Origin of the sequence: Fictibacillus sp. 23RED33, assembly GCF_015903925.1 — a bacterium.
Taxonomy (GTDB): domain Bacteria; phylum Bacillota; class Bacilli; order Bacillales; family Fictibacillaceae; genus Fictibacillus; species Fictibacillus phosphorivorans.
Genome location: NZ_JACZDX010000005.1, coordinates 1 through 19,737 on the forward strand (window position 1 = coordinate 1; position 19,737 = coordinate 19,737).

A 19,737-nucleotide genomic window follows, 5' to 3' on the forward strand; every position below is an offset into this window, starting at 1 on the left:
AAATCTCTGGAATCGCTCATAAATCTCTGGAATCGCTCATAAATCTCTGGAATCGCTCATGCAGCGAGCATAGATATGCCGCTGCATGAGCACCTTATTTCAATAACGCAAAAAAACTGGCGATACTAGTTCGTTTCCTGTCCTAGTAAGCCAGTTTTTCCACATTCTTTTATAGATAAGTGATTGCTTCGTCGTTTTTGTATACCGTGTCGATTGTTGCTCCACCTAAGCAAACCTCTCCGTCGTAAAACACGACAGCTTGTCCAGGTGTGATCGCACGTTGCGCTTCATCAAAGACTACATGCAGCGTTTCGTCTTCCATCACATGAACGGTTACACCCATGTCAGGCTGACGATATCTAAACTTCGCCGTACACTTAAAAGTAGCAGGTAGCGGCTTGTCAGAAACAAATCCTGCTTTTACAGCTTTTAAGCTGTCAGAGTAAAGTTTTTCATTATGAAAACCTTGTTCAACATACAATATATTGTCTTTTAAATTCTTACCGACAACGAACCAAGGATCTCCGCTACCACCGATTCCAAGGCCATGGCGCTGACCGATCGTGTGGTACATGAGTCCATCGTGCTTGCCCTTCACTTCACCTTCGAACGTTTGCATATCACCAGGCTTTGCAGGCAGATACTGACTTAAGAATTCTTTGAAGTCTCTTTCTCCAATAAAGCAAATACCCGTAGAGTCCTTTTTCTTTGCGGTAGCAAGTCCAGCTGCCTCCGCAATTTTACGGATTTCAGGCTTCTTCAACTCACCAATCGGAAACAATACCCTACTTAATTGTTCCTGAGAAAGCTGGTTAAGAAAATAAGTTTGGTCCTTATTCTCATCAACGCCTCGAAGCATTTTTACTTCTCCATCTATTTCAGCCACACGTGCGTAATGGCCAGTTGCTACATAATCAGCACCTAAGTTCATGGCATGCTCAAGAAATGCTTTGAATTTGATCTCCTTGTTGCACATCACATCTGGATTAGGTGTTCGTCCAGCTTTATATTCTTCCAAAAAGTACGTGAATACTTTGTCCCAGTATTCTTTTTCAAAATTCACCGCGTAATATGGAATGCCGATCTGGTTGCAGACCGCAATCACATCGTTGTAATCTTCTGTTGCCGTGCATACGCCATTCTCATCGGTATCATCCCAGTTCTTCATAAAGATCCCGATCACATCATAGCCTTGCTCTTTCAGTAAAAGTGCGGCAACGGAAGAATCCACACCGCCGCTCATCCCAATAACTACTCGTGTATCTTGAGGTGCCTTTTTGTTTGATTCTGTTTGCATCGTGTCCACCTCATTTCATTCATATGACAAACATTGTAACTTATTTTGCTAAACGTTTCACGATTTTTGCTGTCTCAAGGGCAGCATATTCAATATTTTCCAATTTATTACCTAGACCGAAGCTAAAACGAACAGATGATTTTGTGCGTTCATCATCTCCAAACATCGCTTTTAGAACGTGTGAAGGTTCGTGTGAGCCAGCCGTACAAGCTGATCCGCTAGAAGCTGCGATGCCAGCAAGATCTAGATTGACTAAAAGCACTTCGGTCTTCACACCTGGAAAACTTACATTTAGAATGTGAGGCAGAAAATGATCAGGACTTCCGTTTTCTATGAAAGATATCTCTTCTTCTGTCCATATTCTTTTCATCGTATCTCTATACGTTGTGTATTGACTAAAGCGTTCTTCTCTTTCTTTTTCAGCGATCGATGCCGCTTTTCGTAAGGCAGCGATTCCTGCTACATTCTCCGTTCCAGCACGGCGCTTTCGCTCTTGTTCACCGCCGAAGCCTTGAGGCAGAAAAGGAACTCCTTCTTTTACATATAAAAACCCAGATCCTTTTGGACTGTTGATCTTATGTCCAGAAGCACTTAACAGATCAATGTTCAGTTCATTTACATCGATTGATATTAAGCCATAGGCTTGCACTGCATCTGTATGAAACAAGATCTCTTTTTCCTTCAATAGGCTTCCGATTTCTTTAATGTCTTGTGTTGTCCCTGTTTCATTGTTACAAAACATGATCGAAACGAGGACCGTATCTTCTCTAAGGGATTTCCTAAGTTCTTCTAGAGAAATTCTTCCGTTATCATCAACAGACAAATATGTGACGTCAAAACCTCTTTTTTCAAGCTCCTGACAAGTATGAAGTACAGCATGATGCTCTACTTCTGTCGTAATAACATGCTTTCCTTTTTTCTCTAGAGCAGAGACTGTACCAAGAATAGCAAGGTTATCACTTTCTGTACCGCCGCTTGTGAAAATGATCTCATTACGTGAAGCACCTATAGAAGTTGCAATCATGGTCCTCGCATCATCAAGAGCTTTACGAGTCTGTCTTCCGTATTGATGGATGCTAGAAGGATTCCCAAAATGTTCGGTTAAAAACGGAATCATCTCTTCTATAACTTCAGGATGAACAGGAGAGGTTGCAGCGTGATCTAAATAAACGTTTTTCATTGCTCATTTCCTTCCTATATATAAAACATGTAAGCGTCCTGTGCGCCCTCATCTTCATAGTTTGCCAAATCTTCAAGTGTTGTAGAATCTAATACATCTTTTACAGCATCTCGGATTTTGATCCAAAGATTTCTTTTTGCGGGCTCTTCATCATCCAATACTTCAACGGGAGAGATAGGTCCTTCAAGTACACGAATGATGTCTCCAGCAGTAATCGTGGATGCTTCTTTTGCCAACATATACCCACCATATGCACCGCGGATACTCTTAACAAGTCCTGCATTTCTAAGCGGAGCAATAAGCTGCTCTAAATAATGTTCGGATAGACTATATTCTTTTGCGATTAACTTCAATGCGATCGGACCTTCACCTGATCTCTTTGCTAATGCCATCATGATGGTTAATCCGTACCGACCTTTTGTTGATATCTTCATATTGTTCACTCCGTTCTAAAACAAACTTCACTAATTTTTGGCAATACGGAAGGGTCCTACCCACGATTGCTCCTATCGTTACACAAAAAAGGATCGTTCCAAACGAAACGGGTCCTTTTAACATCCAACCAAAAAACAGAACAACAAATTCCATTAGAAGTCGAATATTTGAAACTTTCATTCCTGATTTTTCTGTAAGAGCGAGCATCAGACTATCTCTTGGTCCTGCACCGCAGTCTGATGAAATATATAGCCCGATACCAAAACCTAAGATTAAGATTCCGATGATTAAGAACATCCATTTCCCAAAATCAGTTACAGGATCATGAAAAAAAGGAAGCCATAAATAAAAGTCAATAAACAAACCAACAGACACCATATTTAAAAAGGCACCTGATTGAGGTTTCTTTTTTGTTAATAAGGATGTAGCTAAGATGACGAAGAATCCCATAATGATCGACCATGTTCCGATCGATAGTCCGAACTGTGCAAACAGTCCGATATGAAGAACGTCCCACGGAGCACTTCCGAGGTCTGCCTTAATCATAAGGGCGATTCCAAAGGCCATAATAAATAATCCAATAAAAAATACAGACCACTGAAACAAAAACTTGTTCCATCTTGAATGCTTTTGGTCTTTCACTATGCAAAATCCTTCCCCTATTAAGTTGTCTCATTTCGTTTGATTCCATAAATCTAAAGCTTATTATAGCATGAAATCATTTCAACTTGCATGATGTACTATTGTATAGTATTGTCATATGACGATTAGAACAAGTGTACGGAAGGATGATTGTAATGGACTTGTTTTCTTATAAAGATGAAAGCTCCCATTCTTTAAAAAGACCTCTTGCTAACCGCATGCGCCCAAGAAAAATAACGGAATTTATCGGTCAGGAGCATATCGCTGGAGAAGGTAAGCTATTAAGACGAGCGATCGAAGCCGATCAGCTGACACCGATGATTTTTTTTGGACCTCCAGGAACGGGCAAAACAACTTTAGCAAAAATCATAGCGAATTCTACATCTGCATGGTTCGAACAACTTAATGCAGTTACATCTGGAGTGGCTGATCTTAAAGTCATCATGGGAGCTGCGAGAGACCGTCTATTATTAGAAGAAAAAAAGACGGTGCTCTTTATCGACGAGATCCACCGTTTTAACAAAAGTCAGCAAGACGCCCTCCTTCCATACGTGGAAGACGGATCGGTTATCTTGATTGGCGCAACAACAGAGAGCCCAATGTTTGAGATCAACCCCGCTCTCTTATCAAGGTCTCGGTTGTTTCGCTTTGAACCACTAACAGATGAACATATAGCGAAAGTGATCCGACAAGCTCTTTCTGATAAAGAGAGAGGATATGGCAAGCATCCGATCACCATGGAAAAAAATGCAGTCGATCATATCGTATCTATTTCAAACGGAGATGCAAGAACAGCACTTAATGCGGTGGAGCTTGCTGTGTTAACAACCAAACCAGATAAAGACGGCAACATTGTGATCACACTAGAAATTGCTGAAGAATCTATTCAACAAAGAGTCCTTCAATATGATAAAAAAGGAGACAACCATTATGATACAGTCTCCGCTTTCATTAAAAGCATACGCGGATCAGATCCTGACGCAGCTCTGTATTGGCTTGCGAAAATGATTTATGCAGGCGAGGATCCTCGCTTTATTGCTCGAAGACTGCTCGTTCATGCTGCAGAAGACGTCGGTCTAGCTGATCCAAACGCGTTATTAGTTGCCCATGCTGCTAGTTATGCAGCTGATTTTATCGGTATGCCTGAAGCTCGTATTCCACTTGCAGAAGCCACATTATACCTAGCAACTGCTCCTAAAAGTAATAAAGTGATAACAGGAATCGATAAAGCGCTTGATGCAGTGAAAAAAGAAAAAACAGGACTCGTTCCCATCCATCTTCGTGATGCTCATTATAAAGGAGCAAAACAGCTTCAACATGGCGCGGACTATAAATATCCACATAACTTCGAAGACGGATACGTACCTCAAGAATATTTACCGAAACATCTGCAAGGTAAGACTTTCTATGAGCCCACTGAACGTGGTTTTGAAAAGAATATAAAGAAGCGCCTTGACTATTTTAATGATCGTAAGAAAAAAGGAAAGTAAATCTATGAGACTTTATAACTTAGCAAACTAGCAAAAGTTCTTCAGAAGTGTGTATAGGATTCTCTCTGATTGGTAAACATGAAAATATCAAATGAATATTTTTGTAGCTAAGGAGAGGATTACCGTGTCAAAAATCAGACAGGACGCCTGGTCAGAAGAAGACGATCTATTGCTTGCCGAAACAGTCTTACGCCATGTCCGTGAAGGAAGCACACAGTTGCATGCTTTTGAAGAGGTTGGAGATAAATTAGAGCGTACGAGTGCAGCAGTTGGTTTCAGATGGAATGCAATCGTAAGAAAAAAATACGAACAAGCATTAAAGATCGCTAAAAAACAAAGAAAAGAACGTCAGCGTGCACTAGCAAGGTCTCAGCAGCAACAACAACAGTCGAAACCTGCAGCTAAGCCAGTGCAATCGAATAATGCTCCACAGATGCATGATGATGAAACCTATCATCCTGAAGAGTTCTTCAAAACACCTTTTACGTATGAAAGAAACACAACAGCTTTAACACCAGCTGCATCTTCAGCTGCAGTTTCAGAACAACAGAGTTTTGTTCAGCAACCAGAGTCAGAGGCAACAGAAGTTACAAGCTTACAAGGGTCACAACAACATTCATCACCGATCGCTTATCGTCAGCCACAAGCTAGTAATGAAAGTAGTCTTACACTTGATGAAGTCATAGATTTCTTAAGTGGGTTAAAGCGAAACGGTACTTCGAGTGGCAAGCTCGTTCAAGAAAACATGGAACTTCGTCTTCAGATGAACGAGTTGATGCAACAGAACAAAGTGATGAAAGATCAGCTTTCTGTTCTTGAGAAAGAGCACCAAACGGTTCAGGAAGATTATCAAGCATTGATTCAGATCATGGATCGCGCAAGAAAAATGGTATTGTTCCAAGACGAAGATACGAATCCAAACGTTACCTTCCGCATGGACAAGAACGGAAATCTAGAAAAACTAGCAAAATAATAATAGATGACTCATAGGGTTAAGCTTTAATCCCTGTGAGTCATTTTTTTGTGTGGATTTTTGCTTTAAAATCGGATAAATTATTTTATCTGCGGAATTATTTTGTTTATACCTGGATAAATTTCAAATTACCCTGGAATTATTCGAGATTACCTCGTAATAATTCGTAGTGTTCATTTAAGAAGAACATTTTCTTCGCAACGTCCTACTGAAAAGCACAATTCCACTCACCCACATTTATAAGTAATAATAAATTTATGAATAGACGAAAAAAAGCCCTGACTTTAGATCAGTCAGGACTCTTCTTCAATAAAATTTATCGGACTCTTTCAATCTTTATATTGTTATCTTCAATAATTTTGTTGATCACGTAACCTGCCATATAAAGTCCTGAAACAGATGGAACAAATGCGTTTGAAGATGGAGGCATCTTCGCTTTTCGAATGCCAGGAGCGTTCTCTGGTACAATCTCTTTACGAATTTCTTCACGGATCTGGATTGGTTTTTCATCTGAGAATACGACCGGAATTCCTTTTGTGATTCCTTCTTTTCTTAGACGCTGGCGAATAACCTTAGCGATCGGGTCATAGCTCGTCTTAGAGATATCAACGATCTGAAGGCGCGTTGGATCTAGTTTGTTCGCAACTCCCATGCTCGAGATGATCGGAATTTTGCGGTTCAAACATTCTTTCATGAGGTGGATCTTATAGGAGATCGTATCAGAAGCATCAACTACAAAATCAAGCCCATATTCAAAGATTTGTTCATACGTTTCTTCCGTATAGAACATCTTAAGAGCGATTACTTCACACTCTGGATTAATAAGCGCGATTCTTTCTTTCATAAGATCCACTTTTGGCTGTCCAACGGTATTTACAAGTGCATGTATTTGACGATTCACGTTCGTGATATCGACATCATCTTTATCGATAAGGATCAAACGTCCAACTCCTGAGCGAGCTAGTGCTTCAGCTGAAAAGGAACCTACTCCCCCGATTCCAAGCACCGCAACAGTTGAGTTTTTTAAGACCTCTATTCCATCTTTTCCAATGGCAAGTTCATTTCTTGAGAACTGATAAAGCATATTTAGCGAAATCTCCTTTCAGACGTGCACATAAAATAAAGAAAATGCATCTTTATCAGCATATCCACTTTTGAAAACAAAATCAATATGCTTACTTGGTTTTTTTCGCACAAAAAAATGAGCCCCAAAAATGCCGTATACCCTTAGTTTTGAACCTGCTCTCGCAGGTGGGTGCCCTGTTTCGCATTTTGTCCGTCCCCTAGCTTTCAGGGCATGGACGCTGTGTGAAAACACAAACTCCCTAATACTTAATGTTGGCTCAAAACTTTCGGGTTGTTAACGGTCACCATAGGACCCATCGCTTAAATTCATACTATCATACGAGTAATTCAAATACAAGACAAAATGTGTCTCTTTTTAAGACGATTCGTATTTTTCTAAATATTCACTTACTTGGTTTCTTGTTTCACTTTAACTGACAGGTGTAGTTCATCAAGCTGTTTTTCATTTACAGCAGATGGTGCATTCGTAAGTAAACATGATGCAGAAGCTGTTTTAGGGAAAGCAATCGTGTCTCTTAAGTTACTTCTACCAGCTAATAACATCACTATACGATCAAGCCCTAGCGCTATTCCACCATGTGGAGGCGTTCCATATTCGAAAGCCTCTAAAAGGAATCCAAACTCCTCACGCGCTGCCTCCTCGGTGAATCCTAATGTTTTAAACATTTTTTCTTGAACATCACGTTGGTAGATACGCTGAGACCCGCCACCTAGCTCATAACCGTTAAGAACTAAGTCGTACGCTTGCGCTCTTACTTCAGCAGGATTGGAATCCATTAAGTGAAGATCTTCTATCTTCGGCATCGTGAATGGATGGTGCAGCGCCACAAAACGATCTGCATCCTCATCGTATTCCACAAGAGGGAAATCAACGACCCATAAGAAATTGTGTTTTGATTGATCGATCAGATCTAAATCTTTTGCTAGCTTTTGTCTTAACGCACCTAGGCTGTCTGCTACAACGGACGGCTTATCTGCTACAAACAACAACAGATCTCCCTCTTCTGCTTGTAGTGCGTTCGTTAAGTTTGCTGCATCTTCTTCGTTAAAGAACTTTGAAATAGGTCCTTTTAACCCTTCTGCTTCGACTTTCATCCAAGCAAGGCCTTTCGCTCCATATCGAGCAGTGAATTCAGTCAAACCATCAATATCTTTTCTAGAATAATTTGCTGCCTTGCCTTTAACGTTGATCGCTTTAACCTGACCGCCGTTTTCAACCGCTGCTGCAAATACTTTAAATCCAGAATCCTTAACGATTTCTGATACGTTGATAAGCTCTAGGCCGAAACGCGTATCCGGTTTATCTGAACCATAACGATCCATTGCTTCTTTATAAGTCATTCTTGGGAATGGCTTTGGAATCTCTACACCTTTTACTTTTTTAACGAGCCCTGTCATCATCTCTTCCATCATAGCTAAAAGAGGTTCTTGACCCATGAAAGAAGTTTCGATATCGACTTGTGTAAATTCTGGCTGGCGGTCTGCGCGCAGATCTTCGTCTCTGAAACAGCGAACGATCTGATAGTATTTTTCAAAACCTGAAACCATCAAAAGCTGTTTAAATAATTGTGGAGATTGCGGCAATGCATAGAATTCTCCTGGGTGCACACGGCTTGGTACTAGATAGTCACGCGCTCCTTCAGGTGTGCTCTTCGTAAGCATCGGTGTTTCCATCTCCATAAATTCATCGTTCTCTAGGAAGTTACGGATATAGCGAGTTACTTCATGTCTCATCTTCAACGTTTCCTGCATGATCGGACGGCGAAGATCTAGATAGCGATACTTCAATCGAATGTCTTCTGTAATGTCCATATCTTCGCTGATGGAGAAAGGTGGTGTTTTTGCACTGTTTAAAATCTTAACTTCTTCTCCAGAGATTTCAATCTTACCCGTATTCATAGCTGGGTTTACCGTGCTTGGATCACGCTCAAGTACTTTTCCTGTGATCGTTAAAACATATTCACTTCTTACTTTTTCAGCCGTTTCTAACGCTTCAGATGAAACTTCTGGTGAGAATACGATCTGAACAACTCCAGAACGGTCACGCAGGTCGATAAAGATCAGTCCACCTAAGTCACGTCTTTTTTGTACCCATCCTGTTATTGTTACTTTTTCACCGATATATTGTTCTGTAATCTTTCCGCATTGATGTGTGCGATATTCCATGAGATGTGTCCTCCTTATTTGCCTTGCTTCAAAAATGTGCTCAACTTCTCGATCGCTACTTCTGATTGTTCTCCAGAATCCATATTCTTAACGTTGATGATTCCTTTTGAAAGTTCTTCTTCACCTAAAATAGCTACAAACTTCGCCTTTAATCGGTCAGCTGCTTTAAATTGTGCTTTCATCTTTTTATCTAAATAATCTTTGTCACTCTTTATCCCTGCTTGACGAAGCTGACTTAAGATCGCTACTGATTTTTGTTTCGCTTCATCACCAAGTGCAACAACGTAACAATCTAATTCTTCTTCTGTTTCAAGTGTGACACCTTCTGCTTCAAGTGCTAATAACAAGCGTTCTAAGCTCATCGCAAATCCTATGCTTGGCGTAGCTGGTCCTCCAAGGTCCTCAACAAGACCATTGTATCTGCCGCCCCCACTAAGTGTTGTGATGGCTCCAAACCCTTCAGCCTCACTCATGATCTCGAAAGCAGTATGGTTATAATAATCAAGTCCACGTACGAGCGTTGGATCGATCACATACTCGATGTTCATCGCATCTAAGCTCGTTTTCACTTCTTCAAAATACGTTTTTGATTCTTCGTTTAAGTGTTCAAGAATTGAAGGAGCGCTCTTCATGAGCTCATGATCTCGATCTTTTTTACAATCTAAAATTCTTAAAGGATTCTTCAATAAACGATTTTGGCAATCGGAACAGAATTCCTCGATTCTAGGTTCAAAGTGTGCGATCAAAGCTTCTTTATGAGATTTACGGCTCTCAGCATCACCTAACGTATTCAACACAAGACGGAGCTTATTCAAGCCGAGCTCTTTGTATACCGTCATCGCAAGTGAAATTACCTCTGCATCGATGGCAGGATCGGCGGAACCCATCGCCTCAATACCAAACTGTACAAATTGACGATATCGACCTGCTTGAGGTCTTTCGTATCGAAACATAGGTTGAATGTAAAAGAGTTTTACAGGCTGACCTGGTAATCCAAACAATTTATTTTCAACATAAGAGCGAGTTACAGGCGCTGTTCCTTCTGGTCGAAGAGTTAAGCTGCGGTCACCTCGATCATTGAACGTATACATCTCTTTTTGAACGATATCTGTTGAGTCTCCTACACCGCGTTGAAACAGATCAGTGTGCTCAAAGATCGGTGTTCGAATCTCTTTATAATTGAATCGAGCTGATACTTCTTTTGCTTTTTGTTCGATCAGCTGCCATTTTTCTACTTCTCCTGGGAGTATATCTTTCGTTCCCCTTGGAATGTTAATACTCATTTTCTTTCATCCTCCCGTTTTTTGGTTGTTCGTTAAAGATAAAAGGCTGTTCTCTTCTCAATGTTGCTCTTGTAAGTGTTGATTTCCATTACAGGTGCTCGCTTTCCGCGGGGCAGGCGGTGAGCCACATTCGTAAGTTTCACTTTTAAGTGTCTCACCTGCCCACCTGTCCCGCAGGAGTCTCGCACCTTTCACTACAATCAACGAAGTCAGCGAAGATCAAAATAGAAACAACCCTTTAGAAGATAGCCTTTTATAAAAAAACCAATAAAAAAATCCCGTCCCTTATGAAATCAGTCATTTCATAAGGGACGGGATTTCCCGCGGTGCCACCCTGCTTCGAAGCTAAAGAAGCTTCCTCATTATGCAAGTAACGATTGCCCACGTGTAACTCTACTGAGGTCAAAACTTAACCGTTCGAATTAAAACCTATGAAGTGTCTTTCACTTTATCATCAGGGAGAAATACTTTCAGCCATGGTATCTCATCTCTAACCCTGTGGGGTAAAGCTACTTTTCTTCGTCATCAGTTTTCATTTTGGAATTGTAGATTATCATACTTTTAGATGGGGTGTGATGTCAATAGTTTTCGCGTTTAATTTTTTTCTTTAACTGATTGACTTGATATAGATTCATTCCAAATTCTTCAGCAAGCTCCATATCGTTTGCTGATTTTTCGAGAGAAAGAAAATCATGAAAGCTCAGCTGCTTCCATTGAGGGATCCCTTCTATGCCTTTCCGGTTCTGCCTCATAAAAAAACCTCCACCTTTTTTTGATTTAGTCTTTCCATCAAGGCGGAGGTTTCATTCATGTTCAATTTATATTTTAGAGTCCAAGATTAAGGTTACTGGTCCATCATTCGTAAACGAAACATCCATCATCGCACCGAATACACCTGTCTCCACATGTACTCCTAAGCTTTTAAGCTTGTCGTTAAAATAGTCATACATAGTAATGGCGTGATCAGGTTTAGCGGCGTCCATAAAATTTGGACGTCTTCCCTTTTTTGTATCTCCATATAACGTGAACTGTGAAATAGAAAGGATGCTTCCTTCTGTATCTTTTAATGAAAGATTCATCTTTTCATTTTCATCTTCAAATATACGAAGGTTTACGATCTTTTCGGCTATATAATCGGCATCTTTCTCTGTATCTTCATGTGTAACACCAACTAAGAGGACAAGCCCTTTGTCAATTCTGCCCTTAACATCAGAATCGACTAAGACCTTCGCCTCTTTAGCACGCTGTAATACTACTTTCATTGCAGAATCACTTCCTTAAATCCTATTGCATCAATCTTCTAACCGCATATATGTCAGGAATTCTTTTAATTCGTTCGACCACTTTTTGAAGATGACTTACGTTGTGGATCGAGATTGACATACTGATGGTTGCCATCTTGTTGCGATCTGACTTGCCGCTTACTGCTGTAATATTCGTTTTCGTTTCTGCAACTGCATGCAGAACCTCATTTAGAAGGCCACGACGATCAAATCCGTTGATCTCAATGTCCACATTATAATTTTTCGGTTGCTCTAGATTCCCTTCCCATTCAACAGGTAAGAGACGTACTTGAGCATCTTCATTGTGTACGTTGACACAATCCTCACGGTGAACAGATACACCACGACCTTTTGTGATATAACCCACAATGTCATCTCCTGGAACTGGATTACAGCATTTAGATAAACGAATCAGCATATTATCGATGCCTTTAACTACGATACCAGAATCTGTTCTTCGTTTTGGTTCAGGTTTTTCAGCAGAATCTCTTATCGCATCAAGCAGTTCTGAATTATCCGGGTCTTGCTCTTTTTTGCGTCGGACTTTATCCGTTAATCGAGTAGCGATCTGTGCTGCCGTAATACCGTTATACCCTACAGCAGCGTACATATCTTCTTCCCCAGCAAAATTATACTTTTGAGCGACATATTGAATGTTATCATTCGTAAAGATGTCTTTCAGATCGTACCCGCGATTCTTTATTTCTTTTTCAACAAGCTCTTTGCCTTTTGCGACATTCTCTTCTCTTCTCTCGCGCTTAAACCATTGACGGATCTTGTTTTTCGCATGAGAACTCTGTGTGATCTTCAGCCAATCCTGACTCGGTCCGTAGGAATGTTTGCTCGTTAAGATCTCGATAATATCTCCCGTTTTCAAACGGTAATCTAACGTGACCATCTTGCCGTTTACTTTTGCACCAATGCATCTGTTACCAATCTCGGTATGAATGCGGTATGCAAAATCAATAGGAACCGATCCTGACGGCAGCTCATAAACATCTCCCTTTGGAGTGAACACGAACACCATATCAGAGAAAAGGTCGACCTTAAGAGATTCCATAAATTCTTCAGCATCCACAACATCGTTTTGCCATTCTAGAATTTCACGGAACCAAGTTAATTTATTTTCAAATGAGCTAACAGGCGCTTTCGTTGCTCCTTCTTTGTATGCCCAGTGTGCTGCAATCCCGTATTCAGCAACGCGATGCATATCAGACGTTCTGATCTGGACCTCGAGCGGATCGCCTTTTGGTCCGATTACCGTTGTATGAAGGGACTGGTACATATTTGCCTTTGGCATGGCGATATAATCTTTAAAACGGCCAGGCATCGGCTTATAGGCTGTATGAATAATACCAAGAGCCGCATAACAGTCTTTAATATTCTGAACGATGATTCGAACAGCTAAAAGGTCATAGATCTCATTGAACTGCTTTCCTTGTTTAGCCATTTTTCGATAGATGCTATAGATATGTTTCGGTCTTCCAGAGATATCTACCTGAATGTTAACTTCTTTAAGCTTACTCTTCATCTCATCCATCACTTGATGAACATACTCTTCCCGTTCAGCACGCTTTTGCTGCATCAAGTTAACGATTCTGTAGTATTGCTGTGGATTTAGGTATCTTAAAGAAACATCTTCAAGCTCCCACTTTATTGTCGAAATCCCAAGGCGATGGGCAAGCGGAGCGAAGATTTCAAGTGTCTCATTCGCTTTTTGTATCTGTTTTTCTTTTGGCATATGCTTTAATGTGCGCATATTGTGAAGACGGTCTGCCAGCTTGATCAAGATACAACGAATATCTTGTGCCATAGCGACGAACATCTTCCGGTGGTTCTCAGCCTGCTGTTCTTCTTTAGACTTGAATTTGATCTTCTTAAGCTTCGTTACACCATCAACAAGCATTGCCACTTCTTCATTGAACTGAGTGGAAATATCTTTGAGTGTTATCGGTGTATCTTCAACTACATCATGAAGAAACCCTGCTGCTACAGTTACAGGATCCATCTGGAGATTCACCAGAATTGCTGCTACTTCAACAGGATGATGAATATAGGGCTCTCCCGATTTACGGAACTGTCCCTCGTGTGCATTTCTTGCGTATTCATAAGCCTTCGTGATGAAGCTTAAGTCGTCTTTTGAAAGATAGCTCTCCGCTTTTTGCAATACTTCCTCAATCGTCATGGAATCACCTTACGTTGTCATTGTATATTGCTTCTATTATCGTTAAATTGACCCTTCATGTAAAGCAAAAAACGAAATTTGTCGAATGATTGAGCAGATTTTGTGACAGGATTGTAAAAAAACAATTTTTTAGAGGGTAGTTGATTTCCGCTCCAGGTGCTTCGCTTTCCGCGGGGCAGGCGGTGAGCCCCTTGCCGCTTTGCGCCTTTAAGGGTCTCACCTGACCGCTTGTCCTAGCCGAGAGTCTTGCACCTTCCGCTCCAATCAAAATTTACAATGAAGAAAAGAATTTATAGCAATCCTTCTTTTAGAAAAATCACTAAAAAAAGAGCCCCACAAAAGGAACTCTCTCATCATTTTAGTATTGAGTTAAAGTGAAGATATCATAACCTGAAAGTTTTTTACGGCCATCTAGGTAAGTAAGTTCGATCATGAATGCGATTCCTACAACTACTCCGCCAAGCTCTTCTACAAGCTTGATCGTTGCTTCGATCGTTCCACCTGTTGCGAGTAGGTCGTCTGTGATCAAGACTCTTTGTCCTGGTTTGATCGCGTCTTTATGCATCGTTAAAACATCTTTACCATACTCAAGACCGTAATCAACTTTGATCACTTCACGAGGAAGTTTACCTTCTTTACGAACAGGGACGAATCCTAATCCTAACGTGTAAGCGACCGGGCAGCCTACGATAAACCCACGTGCTTCAGGTCCGACGATCACGTCTACCTGTTTTTCTTTTGCGTATACAGCAATATCATCCATTGCTTGTTTATATACTGCACCATCAGACATAAGTGAAGTAATATCTTTAAAACGAATGCCTTCGATTGGGAAATTCTCTACTACTGAAATAAACGGCTTATAATCCATGAATCTTTGCCTCCTGAAAATTACAAACTGGCTTTTGGCCGTGTTTGTTCTGTAAACCAGCTTTTTAAAGAATGATAAGAAGAGTAAACGAGCTGATTTTCAATGTCTGCTTGTTCAAACTTTTTCTGATACGTTTCAGAACTTTCTAATTCTCTTTTGCTAGGTTCTTTGTTAATGAAAATAACACCATCGTCTATTGTAACAAAATCCAGCTCAAAAAACACCTTTGACATGAAATCTATTGTTTCTTTCGACCAGCCTTTCCATTTGGCTAGTTCTGCACCATCCCTTTTGACATTAAAGGTTTTTCTTTTAGCAAGAAACCCATAAAACCATTTGAAGTGTTCTCTGGTCGGTAAAGTCGTGAAAAAGTGTTCTGTACTCTGATGGAACACTGCGTAGATTCTTGAAGGTTCACCGATAGTTTCCAGCCATTCTGAAAAGCGCGTGAGAGAAGGAGGAACATCTAAGAAAACTAAATTCTTTTCTATAAAATAATCCTCGGGTAGAATCAATAACTCGTCTTCACCAATCACTTGGTCAGATAGCGCTTCAAAATCTTTATGCTTTACTGTTTCTTCTTCAAACGCGATAAAACATGTTTTCGAGTACGGCAGTCCGATCAACCGTTTTGCAGCATCTTTCAGACCTCGATAATCAAACAGCTGAAAATGATTTACAGAAAGATCTTCAAGAAGAAGCTGAGGTTTTCTATAGCCGTTCCATTCGTTCAGTTGGATCTGACCCACGATTGAAATCAATGAATATGGCGTCATCTCTTCTAACAAGCTACCTTTTTGAAAACCGATGCAATCTAAAACCGAAAGCTCACCATTGCCCACTTGCAGTTTGAGGTGGTTTGATTGACTCCCAATCTTTTTCATCTCACGGATTGGGACTTCTTCAACCATTACGCGAGGCGATGGATTTCCAACACCGAAAGGAGCTAATGTACTTAGAAGCTCAACCGTTTCTAGTGAGATCTCATTTAATCTAGCTGTAAGATCAACCGTTGTAACCGGCAGATAATCTTCTGGTTTTAAACAATCCTTAGCTTGCCGGTTTAGCCTACTTCGTAATTCATCGACATCATGCATAGAAAGGGTCATTCCTGCTGCCATTGGATGTCCACCGAAATGAGGTAGAATGTCTCTAGATCCTGAAAGATTCTCAAACATATCAAACCCTTTGATGCTACGCGCTGATCCTTTTGCTGTTTCCTTTTCAGGGTCTAAACATAGAACGATCGTAGGACGATAAAATTTTTCAACCAATCGTGAAGCAACAATCCCAATAACCCCAGGATTCCAACCCTCTTTGGCAAGAACTAGCACTTCATTCTCATCAGGAGGATAACTTTCTTCGACCATTGCGATCGCTTCTTTTGTAATCTCGTTTACGATTCCTTGACGTTCCTTGTTTACGGAATCGATCTCTTGTGACAACATGGCTGATTCGTCTCGATCAGTTGAAGTAAACAACTCCACCACCGGCATCGCTGAACCAAGTCTTCCTGCTGCATTCACTCGCGGTCCGATCGCGAATCCAACATCTTCAGCTGTAAGTTCTTTTTCATAAAGACCCGCTACTTTTAGCAGTTCTTGCAATCCGATCTTATCCGTTTTCGAGAGTGCTTCTATCCCAAGTTTTGCGATTACCCTATTTTCATCAACAAGCGGAACAAGGTCCGCTATTGTTCCAATGCATGCATAATCAAGCAAATGTAGCGGTGGCTTACCATGAAGGGCATGTGCTACTTTAAATGCTACACCTACACCTGCGAGTCCAGAAAATGGATAAGTGCAACCTGGTTTCTTAGGATTGATAATGCTATAAGCATCCGGCAATACAGGGGGTGCTTCGTGGTGGTCCGTGATGATAAAGTCTAACCCGATCTCTTTTGCGATATTCGCTTCGTGTACAGCTGAGATTCCCGTATCAACGGTTACAACGAGAGAATAACCATCCTCTTTCGCTTTTCTTAATGCAGGCTCATTCGGACCATAGCCTTCTGTAAAACGGTTCGGAATGTAATAGTCAAACTGTGCACCGAGTTCTTTCAGTGCATAGTACATTACCGTCGTACTACTTACACCATCAGCATCATAATCGCCAAAAATTAAAATCTTTTCATTAGATTCTATAGCTCTATGTATCCGCTCAACGCTCTCTGTCATCCCATCCATCAAGAAAGGATCATGAAATTGATCAGTATCTATTTTTAAAAATGCTTCTGCTTTTTCTATCGTTTCAATTCCTCTGACAACCAATAGATTCGCGATCAGAAGAGGGATATCTAATTCTTGTGACAACCATTTTGCCTTGTCTTCGGATGGTTCTTGAATCTCCCACCTAGTTCTAGGCTCCAACATAAAAATCACCTCTTAACCTATTCATTATACAAAACAGGATAAGAGGTGACAATTTATGAATGATATTTACTTTAAATTTCTGGCTCCGCTTCAACTGGTCGTGTCTTTTTTGATTTCATCTGTCTTGATTTCATAACGTACCACAACTGAGAAGCGATAAAGATGGAAGAATATGCACCGAAAGTAAGACCGATCAACAAGGCGATCGAGAAGTTTCTGATTGAATCAGCTCCAAAGATCAATAGCGCTACTGCTGCGATAATAACCGTTAGAACGGTATTGATCGAACGACCCAACGTTTCAAAAATACTTCTGTTTACGATTTCTGCCAGTTTTTCTTGTGTTCTTACTTTTTCAAGTCTCATGTTCTCTCGAATCCGGTCAAACGTAACGATCGTGTCGTTAATCGAATAACCAACAATCGTTAGAACTGCTGCAATGAATGGAAGGTCTACTTCTATCCTTAAGATACTGAATATTGCAATGATCATAAAAGCATCATGTAATAAAGCAACTACGGATGCAACAGCCATGCTCCATTCAAAACGGAACGCTACATAGATGATGATACCGACTGAAGCGATCAGCACGGCATAAAAAGCGTTCTGTGCTAATTCACGGCCAACCGTTGGCGTAACAGTACTTATACTTGGTGGTTCACCGTATTTTTCTTCAAAGTGAGTGTTGATCTTCAATACTTCCTCTTTTGACAAAGCACCTTTAAAGGAAACATTTGCTTGATCATTATCAGCGCCTGCAAGAACTACTGTAGCATCTTCAAAACCTAGTTCTTCAAACTCTGCTTGAACTTGTTCATTGGTTAAAGTCTCGTTCGCTTGTATATTAACACGTGATCCACGATCAAATTCAATACCAAGCTTCAATCCAGCTGTAAGCAAGAATACAATTCCTATAACCGTAAGGAGAGTCGAGATGATGAAGTAAAGGTTTCTGTTTTTTACAAAGTCGTATTTAAAGCTCACGGATGTCACTCTCCTTTACACCAAACAAACCTGGCTTCTTATCCATTACACGTGACTGTACCCATAAGCCTAGGAAAAGCCTTGAGCCGAACACGGCTGTGATGAAACTTGCCAGTACTGAAATAATTAGAACTAACGCGAATCCTTTTACTGAGCTTGTTCCATATGCGAACAAAACAGCGGCTGCAAGGATTGTCGTAATATTTGCATCAAAAATCGTAGTAAATGAACGACGATTTCCGGCTTTAAACGCACTTAATACAGATTTCCCGCTTCTTAGTTCCTCTTTGATTCGTTCATACGTGATGATGTTAGCGTCAACCGCCATACCCACTCCAAGAATAAGAGCTGCGATACCTGGCAGCGTTAATACCCCGTTCATCAGATAGAAAATAGCTAATATCAACCAGATATAAATGGATAGTGTGATGACAGCAATTATTCCTGGCACACGATAGAAAATCAGCATGAATAAAAAGATTACGGCAATTCCAATAAAGCCAGCAAATACTGTTTCATTTAATGCTTTCTCTCCGAACTTCGCTCCAACTGATGTAGAATACACTTCATCAAGTTTAACTGGCAAAGCTCCAGCATTTAAAATTTTAGCTAAGCTCTGTGCTTCTTCAACAGAGAACTGACCTGTGATGGTTACTACGTCATCTGTAAGTACTTCTCTTACATAAGGTGCAGAAATATACTTTGGCTGTTTTCCAGCAAGTTCCTTCTTCTGTTCTTCCTTAAACGAATCACCTTTTTCATAATCCAGCCAGATAACTAATAAATTCTCTCCTTGTGGCTGACGCTTGAGAACTTCTTCTGTAATTTTAGCAAACTTATTAGCATCTTTTAGCTTAAGGGAAACGATTGGCTTATTATTTTGAGATTCAAACGTTTGTTTTGCACCATTTCCTACTAGATCTGATCCATCTAAAAGCACCTTATCGTCTACATCTCGGAATGTTAACTCAGCTTGTGTAGATAATAGTTCACGTGCTTTGTTCTGATCGGTTACTCCAGCAAGCTGAACACGAATTCTGTTGTCTCCTTCGATTTGAATATCCGGCTCAGAGACACCTAATACGTTGATACGGCTGTTTAATGCTTCAACCGTACTCTTCAATGTTTCCTGTGTAATTTTTTGACCTTTTTTCACAGGTTCAACATCGTAAAGTACTTCAAATCCACCTTGGAGATCTAGTCCAAGCTTTGTACCTTTTACAATCTTTTCTGTTGTAAGCCCAATGAGTGCTGCGAACATGATAAGCACAACAAAAAAGATGACGATCTTACTCCTTTTTACCACTTCAAGAAACCTCCTTCATGCTGTATCAAAAGACAACACTATGTATAAGTACGAATACTAACCCTTCCCATTATAGCGATTGTTGTTTTTTTCTGTCAATTTGTCCTGTGAATGTTCATAAATAAAACATAATAAACTTAAGTTGTTTTTCGTATCCATTGTTCTCCTGGAAGAAGTTGATTTCA

At 40.4% G+C, this 19,737-nt stretch carries 15 protein-coding genes, 1 other RNA gene, 1 pseudogene and 1 other annotated feature; of the genes and pseudogenes, 2 read left to right on the top strand and 15 right to left on the bottom strand.

Annotated elements, in window-relative coordinates:
* Window positions 1–169: 169 nt before the first annotated feature.
* From mnmA to IHV09_RS15975, 4 genes are read right to left on the bottom strand one after another with little or no spacing between them, the layout of a single operon-like run.
* Window positions 170–1,297, bottom strand: a complete 1,128-nt coding sequence (gene mnmA, locus IHV09_RS15960; protein ID WP_197264952.1) for a tRNA 2-thiouridine(34) synthase MnmA — start codon at window positions 1,295–1,297, stop codon at window positions 170–172.
* Between the two features lie 40 nt (window positions 1,298–1,337).
* Window positions 1,338–2,477: a cysteine desulfurase family protein gene (locus tag IHV09_RS15965; protein WP_197264953.1), complete on the bottom strand. Its 1,140-nt coding sequence runs from the start codon at window positions 2,475–2,477 to the stop codon at window positions 1,338–1,340.
* A gap of 14 nt (window positions 2,478–2,491) precedes the next feature.
* On the bottom strand, window positions 2,492–2,911 hold the full coding sequence (gene cymR / locus IHV09_RS15970) for a cysteine metabolism transcriptional regulator CymR (protein WP_144698865.1): 420 nt from the start codon (window positions 2,909–2,911) through the stop codon (window positions 2,492–2,494).
* A complete protein-coding gene (locus tag IHV09_RS15975; RefSeq protein WP_328084053.1) occupies window positions 2,844–3,554 on the bottom strand; it encodes a YczE/YyaS/YitT family protein in 711 nt (236 codons plus the stop codon). Before IHV09_RS15975 ends, cymR begins: the two co-directional genes overlap by 68 nt.
* Window positions 3,555–3,709: 155 nt before the next feature.
* Here IHV09_RS15975 and IHV09_RS15980 point away from each other — a divergent pair, with 155 nt between their 5' ends.
* Both IHV09_RS15980 and IHV09_RS15985 read left to right on the top strand, forming a co-directional pair.
* On the top strand, window positions 3,710–5,044 hold the full coding sequence (locus IHV09_RS15980) for an AAA family ATPase (RefSeq protein WP_197264954.1): 1,335 nt from the start codon (window positions 3,710–3,712) through the stop codon (window positions 5,042–5,044).
* A gap of 124 nt (window positions 5,045–5,168) precedes the next feature.
* On the top strand, window positions 5,169–6,017 hold the full coding sequence (locus IHV09_RS15985; RefSeq protein ID WP_197264955.1) for an RsfA family transcriptional regulator: 849 nt from the start codon (window positions 5,169–5,171) through the stop codon (window positions 6,015–6,017).
* Window positions 6,018–6,333: 316 nt separating this feature from the next.
* Here IHV09_RS15985 and IHV09_RS15990 read toward each other — a convergent pair whose 3' ends face one another.
* The 11 genes and pseudogenes from IHV09_RS15990 to secDF form a co-directional block, all read right to left on the bottom strand.
* Window positions 6,334–7,101 (bottom strand): tRNA threonylcarbamoyladenosine dehydratase, encoded by a 768-nt coding sequence (locus IHV09_RS15990; RefSeq protein ID WP_197131234.1) that lies wholly within the window; start codon window positions 7,099–7,101, stop codon window positions 6,334–6,336.
* Window positions 7,102–7,218: 117 nt separating this feature from the next.
* Window positions 7,219–7,399: non-coding RNA, 6S RNA (gene ssrS, locus IHV09_RS15995), on the bottom strand.
* A 91-nt stretch (window positions 7,400–7,490) separates the two neighbouring features.
* Entirely contained in the window at window positions 7,491–9,269 is a 1,779-nt protein-coding gene (gene aspS / locus IHV09_RS16000; protein ID WP_197189507.1) for an aspartate--tRNA ligase, read from the bottom strand.
* A gap of 14 nt (window positions 9,270–9,283) precedes the next feature.
* Window positions 9,284–10,552, bottom strand: coding sequence for a histidine--tRNA ligase (gene hisS, locus IHV09_RS16005; protein ID WP_197131238.1), 1,269 nt, complete (start codon window positions 10,550–10,552; stop codon window positions 9,284–9,286).
* Window positions 10,553–10,584: 32 nt separating this feature from the next.
* The gene (locus IHV09_RS22685; protein WP_255520105.1) at window positions 10,585–10,710 is read right to left on the bottom strand and encodes a hypothetical protein; all 126 of its coding nucleotides are present in this window, start codon (window positions 10,708–10,710) and stop codon (window positions 10,585–10,587) included.
* Between the two features lie 146 nt (window positions 10,711–10,856).
* Window positions 10,857–11,087, bottom strand: a binding site (T-box leader).
* Between the two features lie 43 nt (window positions 11,088–11,130).
* The gene (locus IHV09_RS16010) at window positions 11,131–11,304 is read right to left on the bottom strand and encodes a hypothetical protein (protein ID WP_197131240.1); all 174 of its coding nucleotides are present in this window, start codon (window positions 11,302–11,304) and stop codon (window positions 11,131–11,133) included.
* Window positions 11,305–11,370: 66 nt separating this feature from the next.
* Window positions 11,371–11,814 (bottom strand): D-aminoacyl-tRNA deacylase, encoded by a 444-nt coding sequence (gene dtd / locus IHV09_RS16015; protein WP_197264956.1) that lies wholly within the window; start codon window positions 11,812–11,814, stop codon window positions 11,371–11,373.
* A 22-nt stretch (window positions 11,815–11,836) separates the two neighbouring features.
* Window positions 11,837–14,020, bottom strand: a complete 2,184-nt coding sequence (locus IHV09_RS16020; RefSeq protein WP_197131245.1) for a RelA/SpoT family protein — start codon at window positions 14,018–14,020, stop codon at window positions 11,837–11,839.
* A 358-nt stretch (window positions 14,021–14,378) separates the two neighbouring features.
* Window positions 14,379–14,891 (bottom strand): adenine phosphoribosyltransferase, encoded by a 513-nt coding sequence (locus IHV09_RS16025; RefSeq protein WP_066239566.1) that lies wholly within the window; start codon window positions 14,889–14,891, stop codon window positions 14,379–14,381.
* Between the two features lie 20 nt (window positions 14,892–14,911).
* Window positions 14,912–17,263, bottom strand: coding sequence for a single-stranded-DNA-specific exonuclease RecJ (recJ, locus tag IHV09_RS16030; protein WP_197264957.1), 2,352 nt, complete (start codon window positions 17,261–17,263; stop codon window positions 14,912–14,914).
* Between the two features lie 71 nt (window positions 17,264–17,334).
* A pseudogene (gene secDF / locus IHV09_RS16035) lies at window positions 17,335–19,552 on the bottom strand (protein translocase subunit SecDF).
* Between the last annotated feature and the right edge of the window lie 185 nt (window positions 19,553–19,737).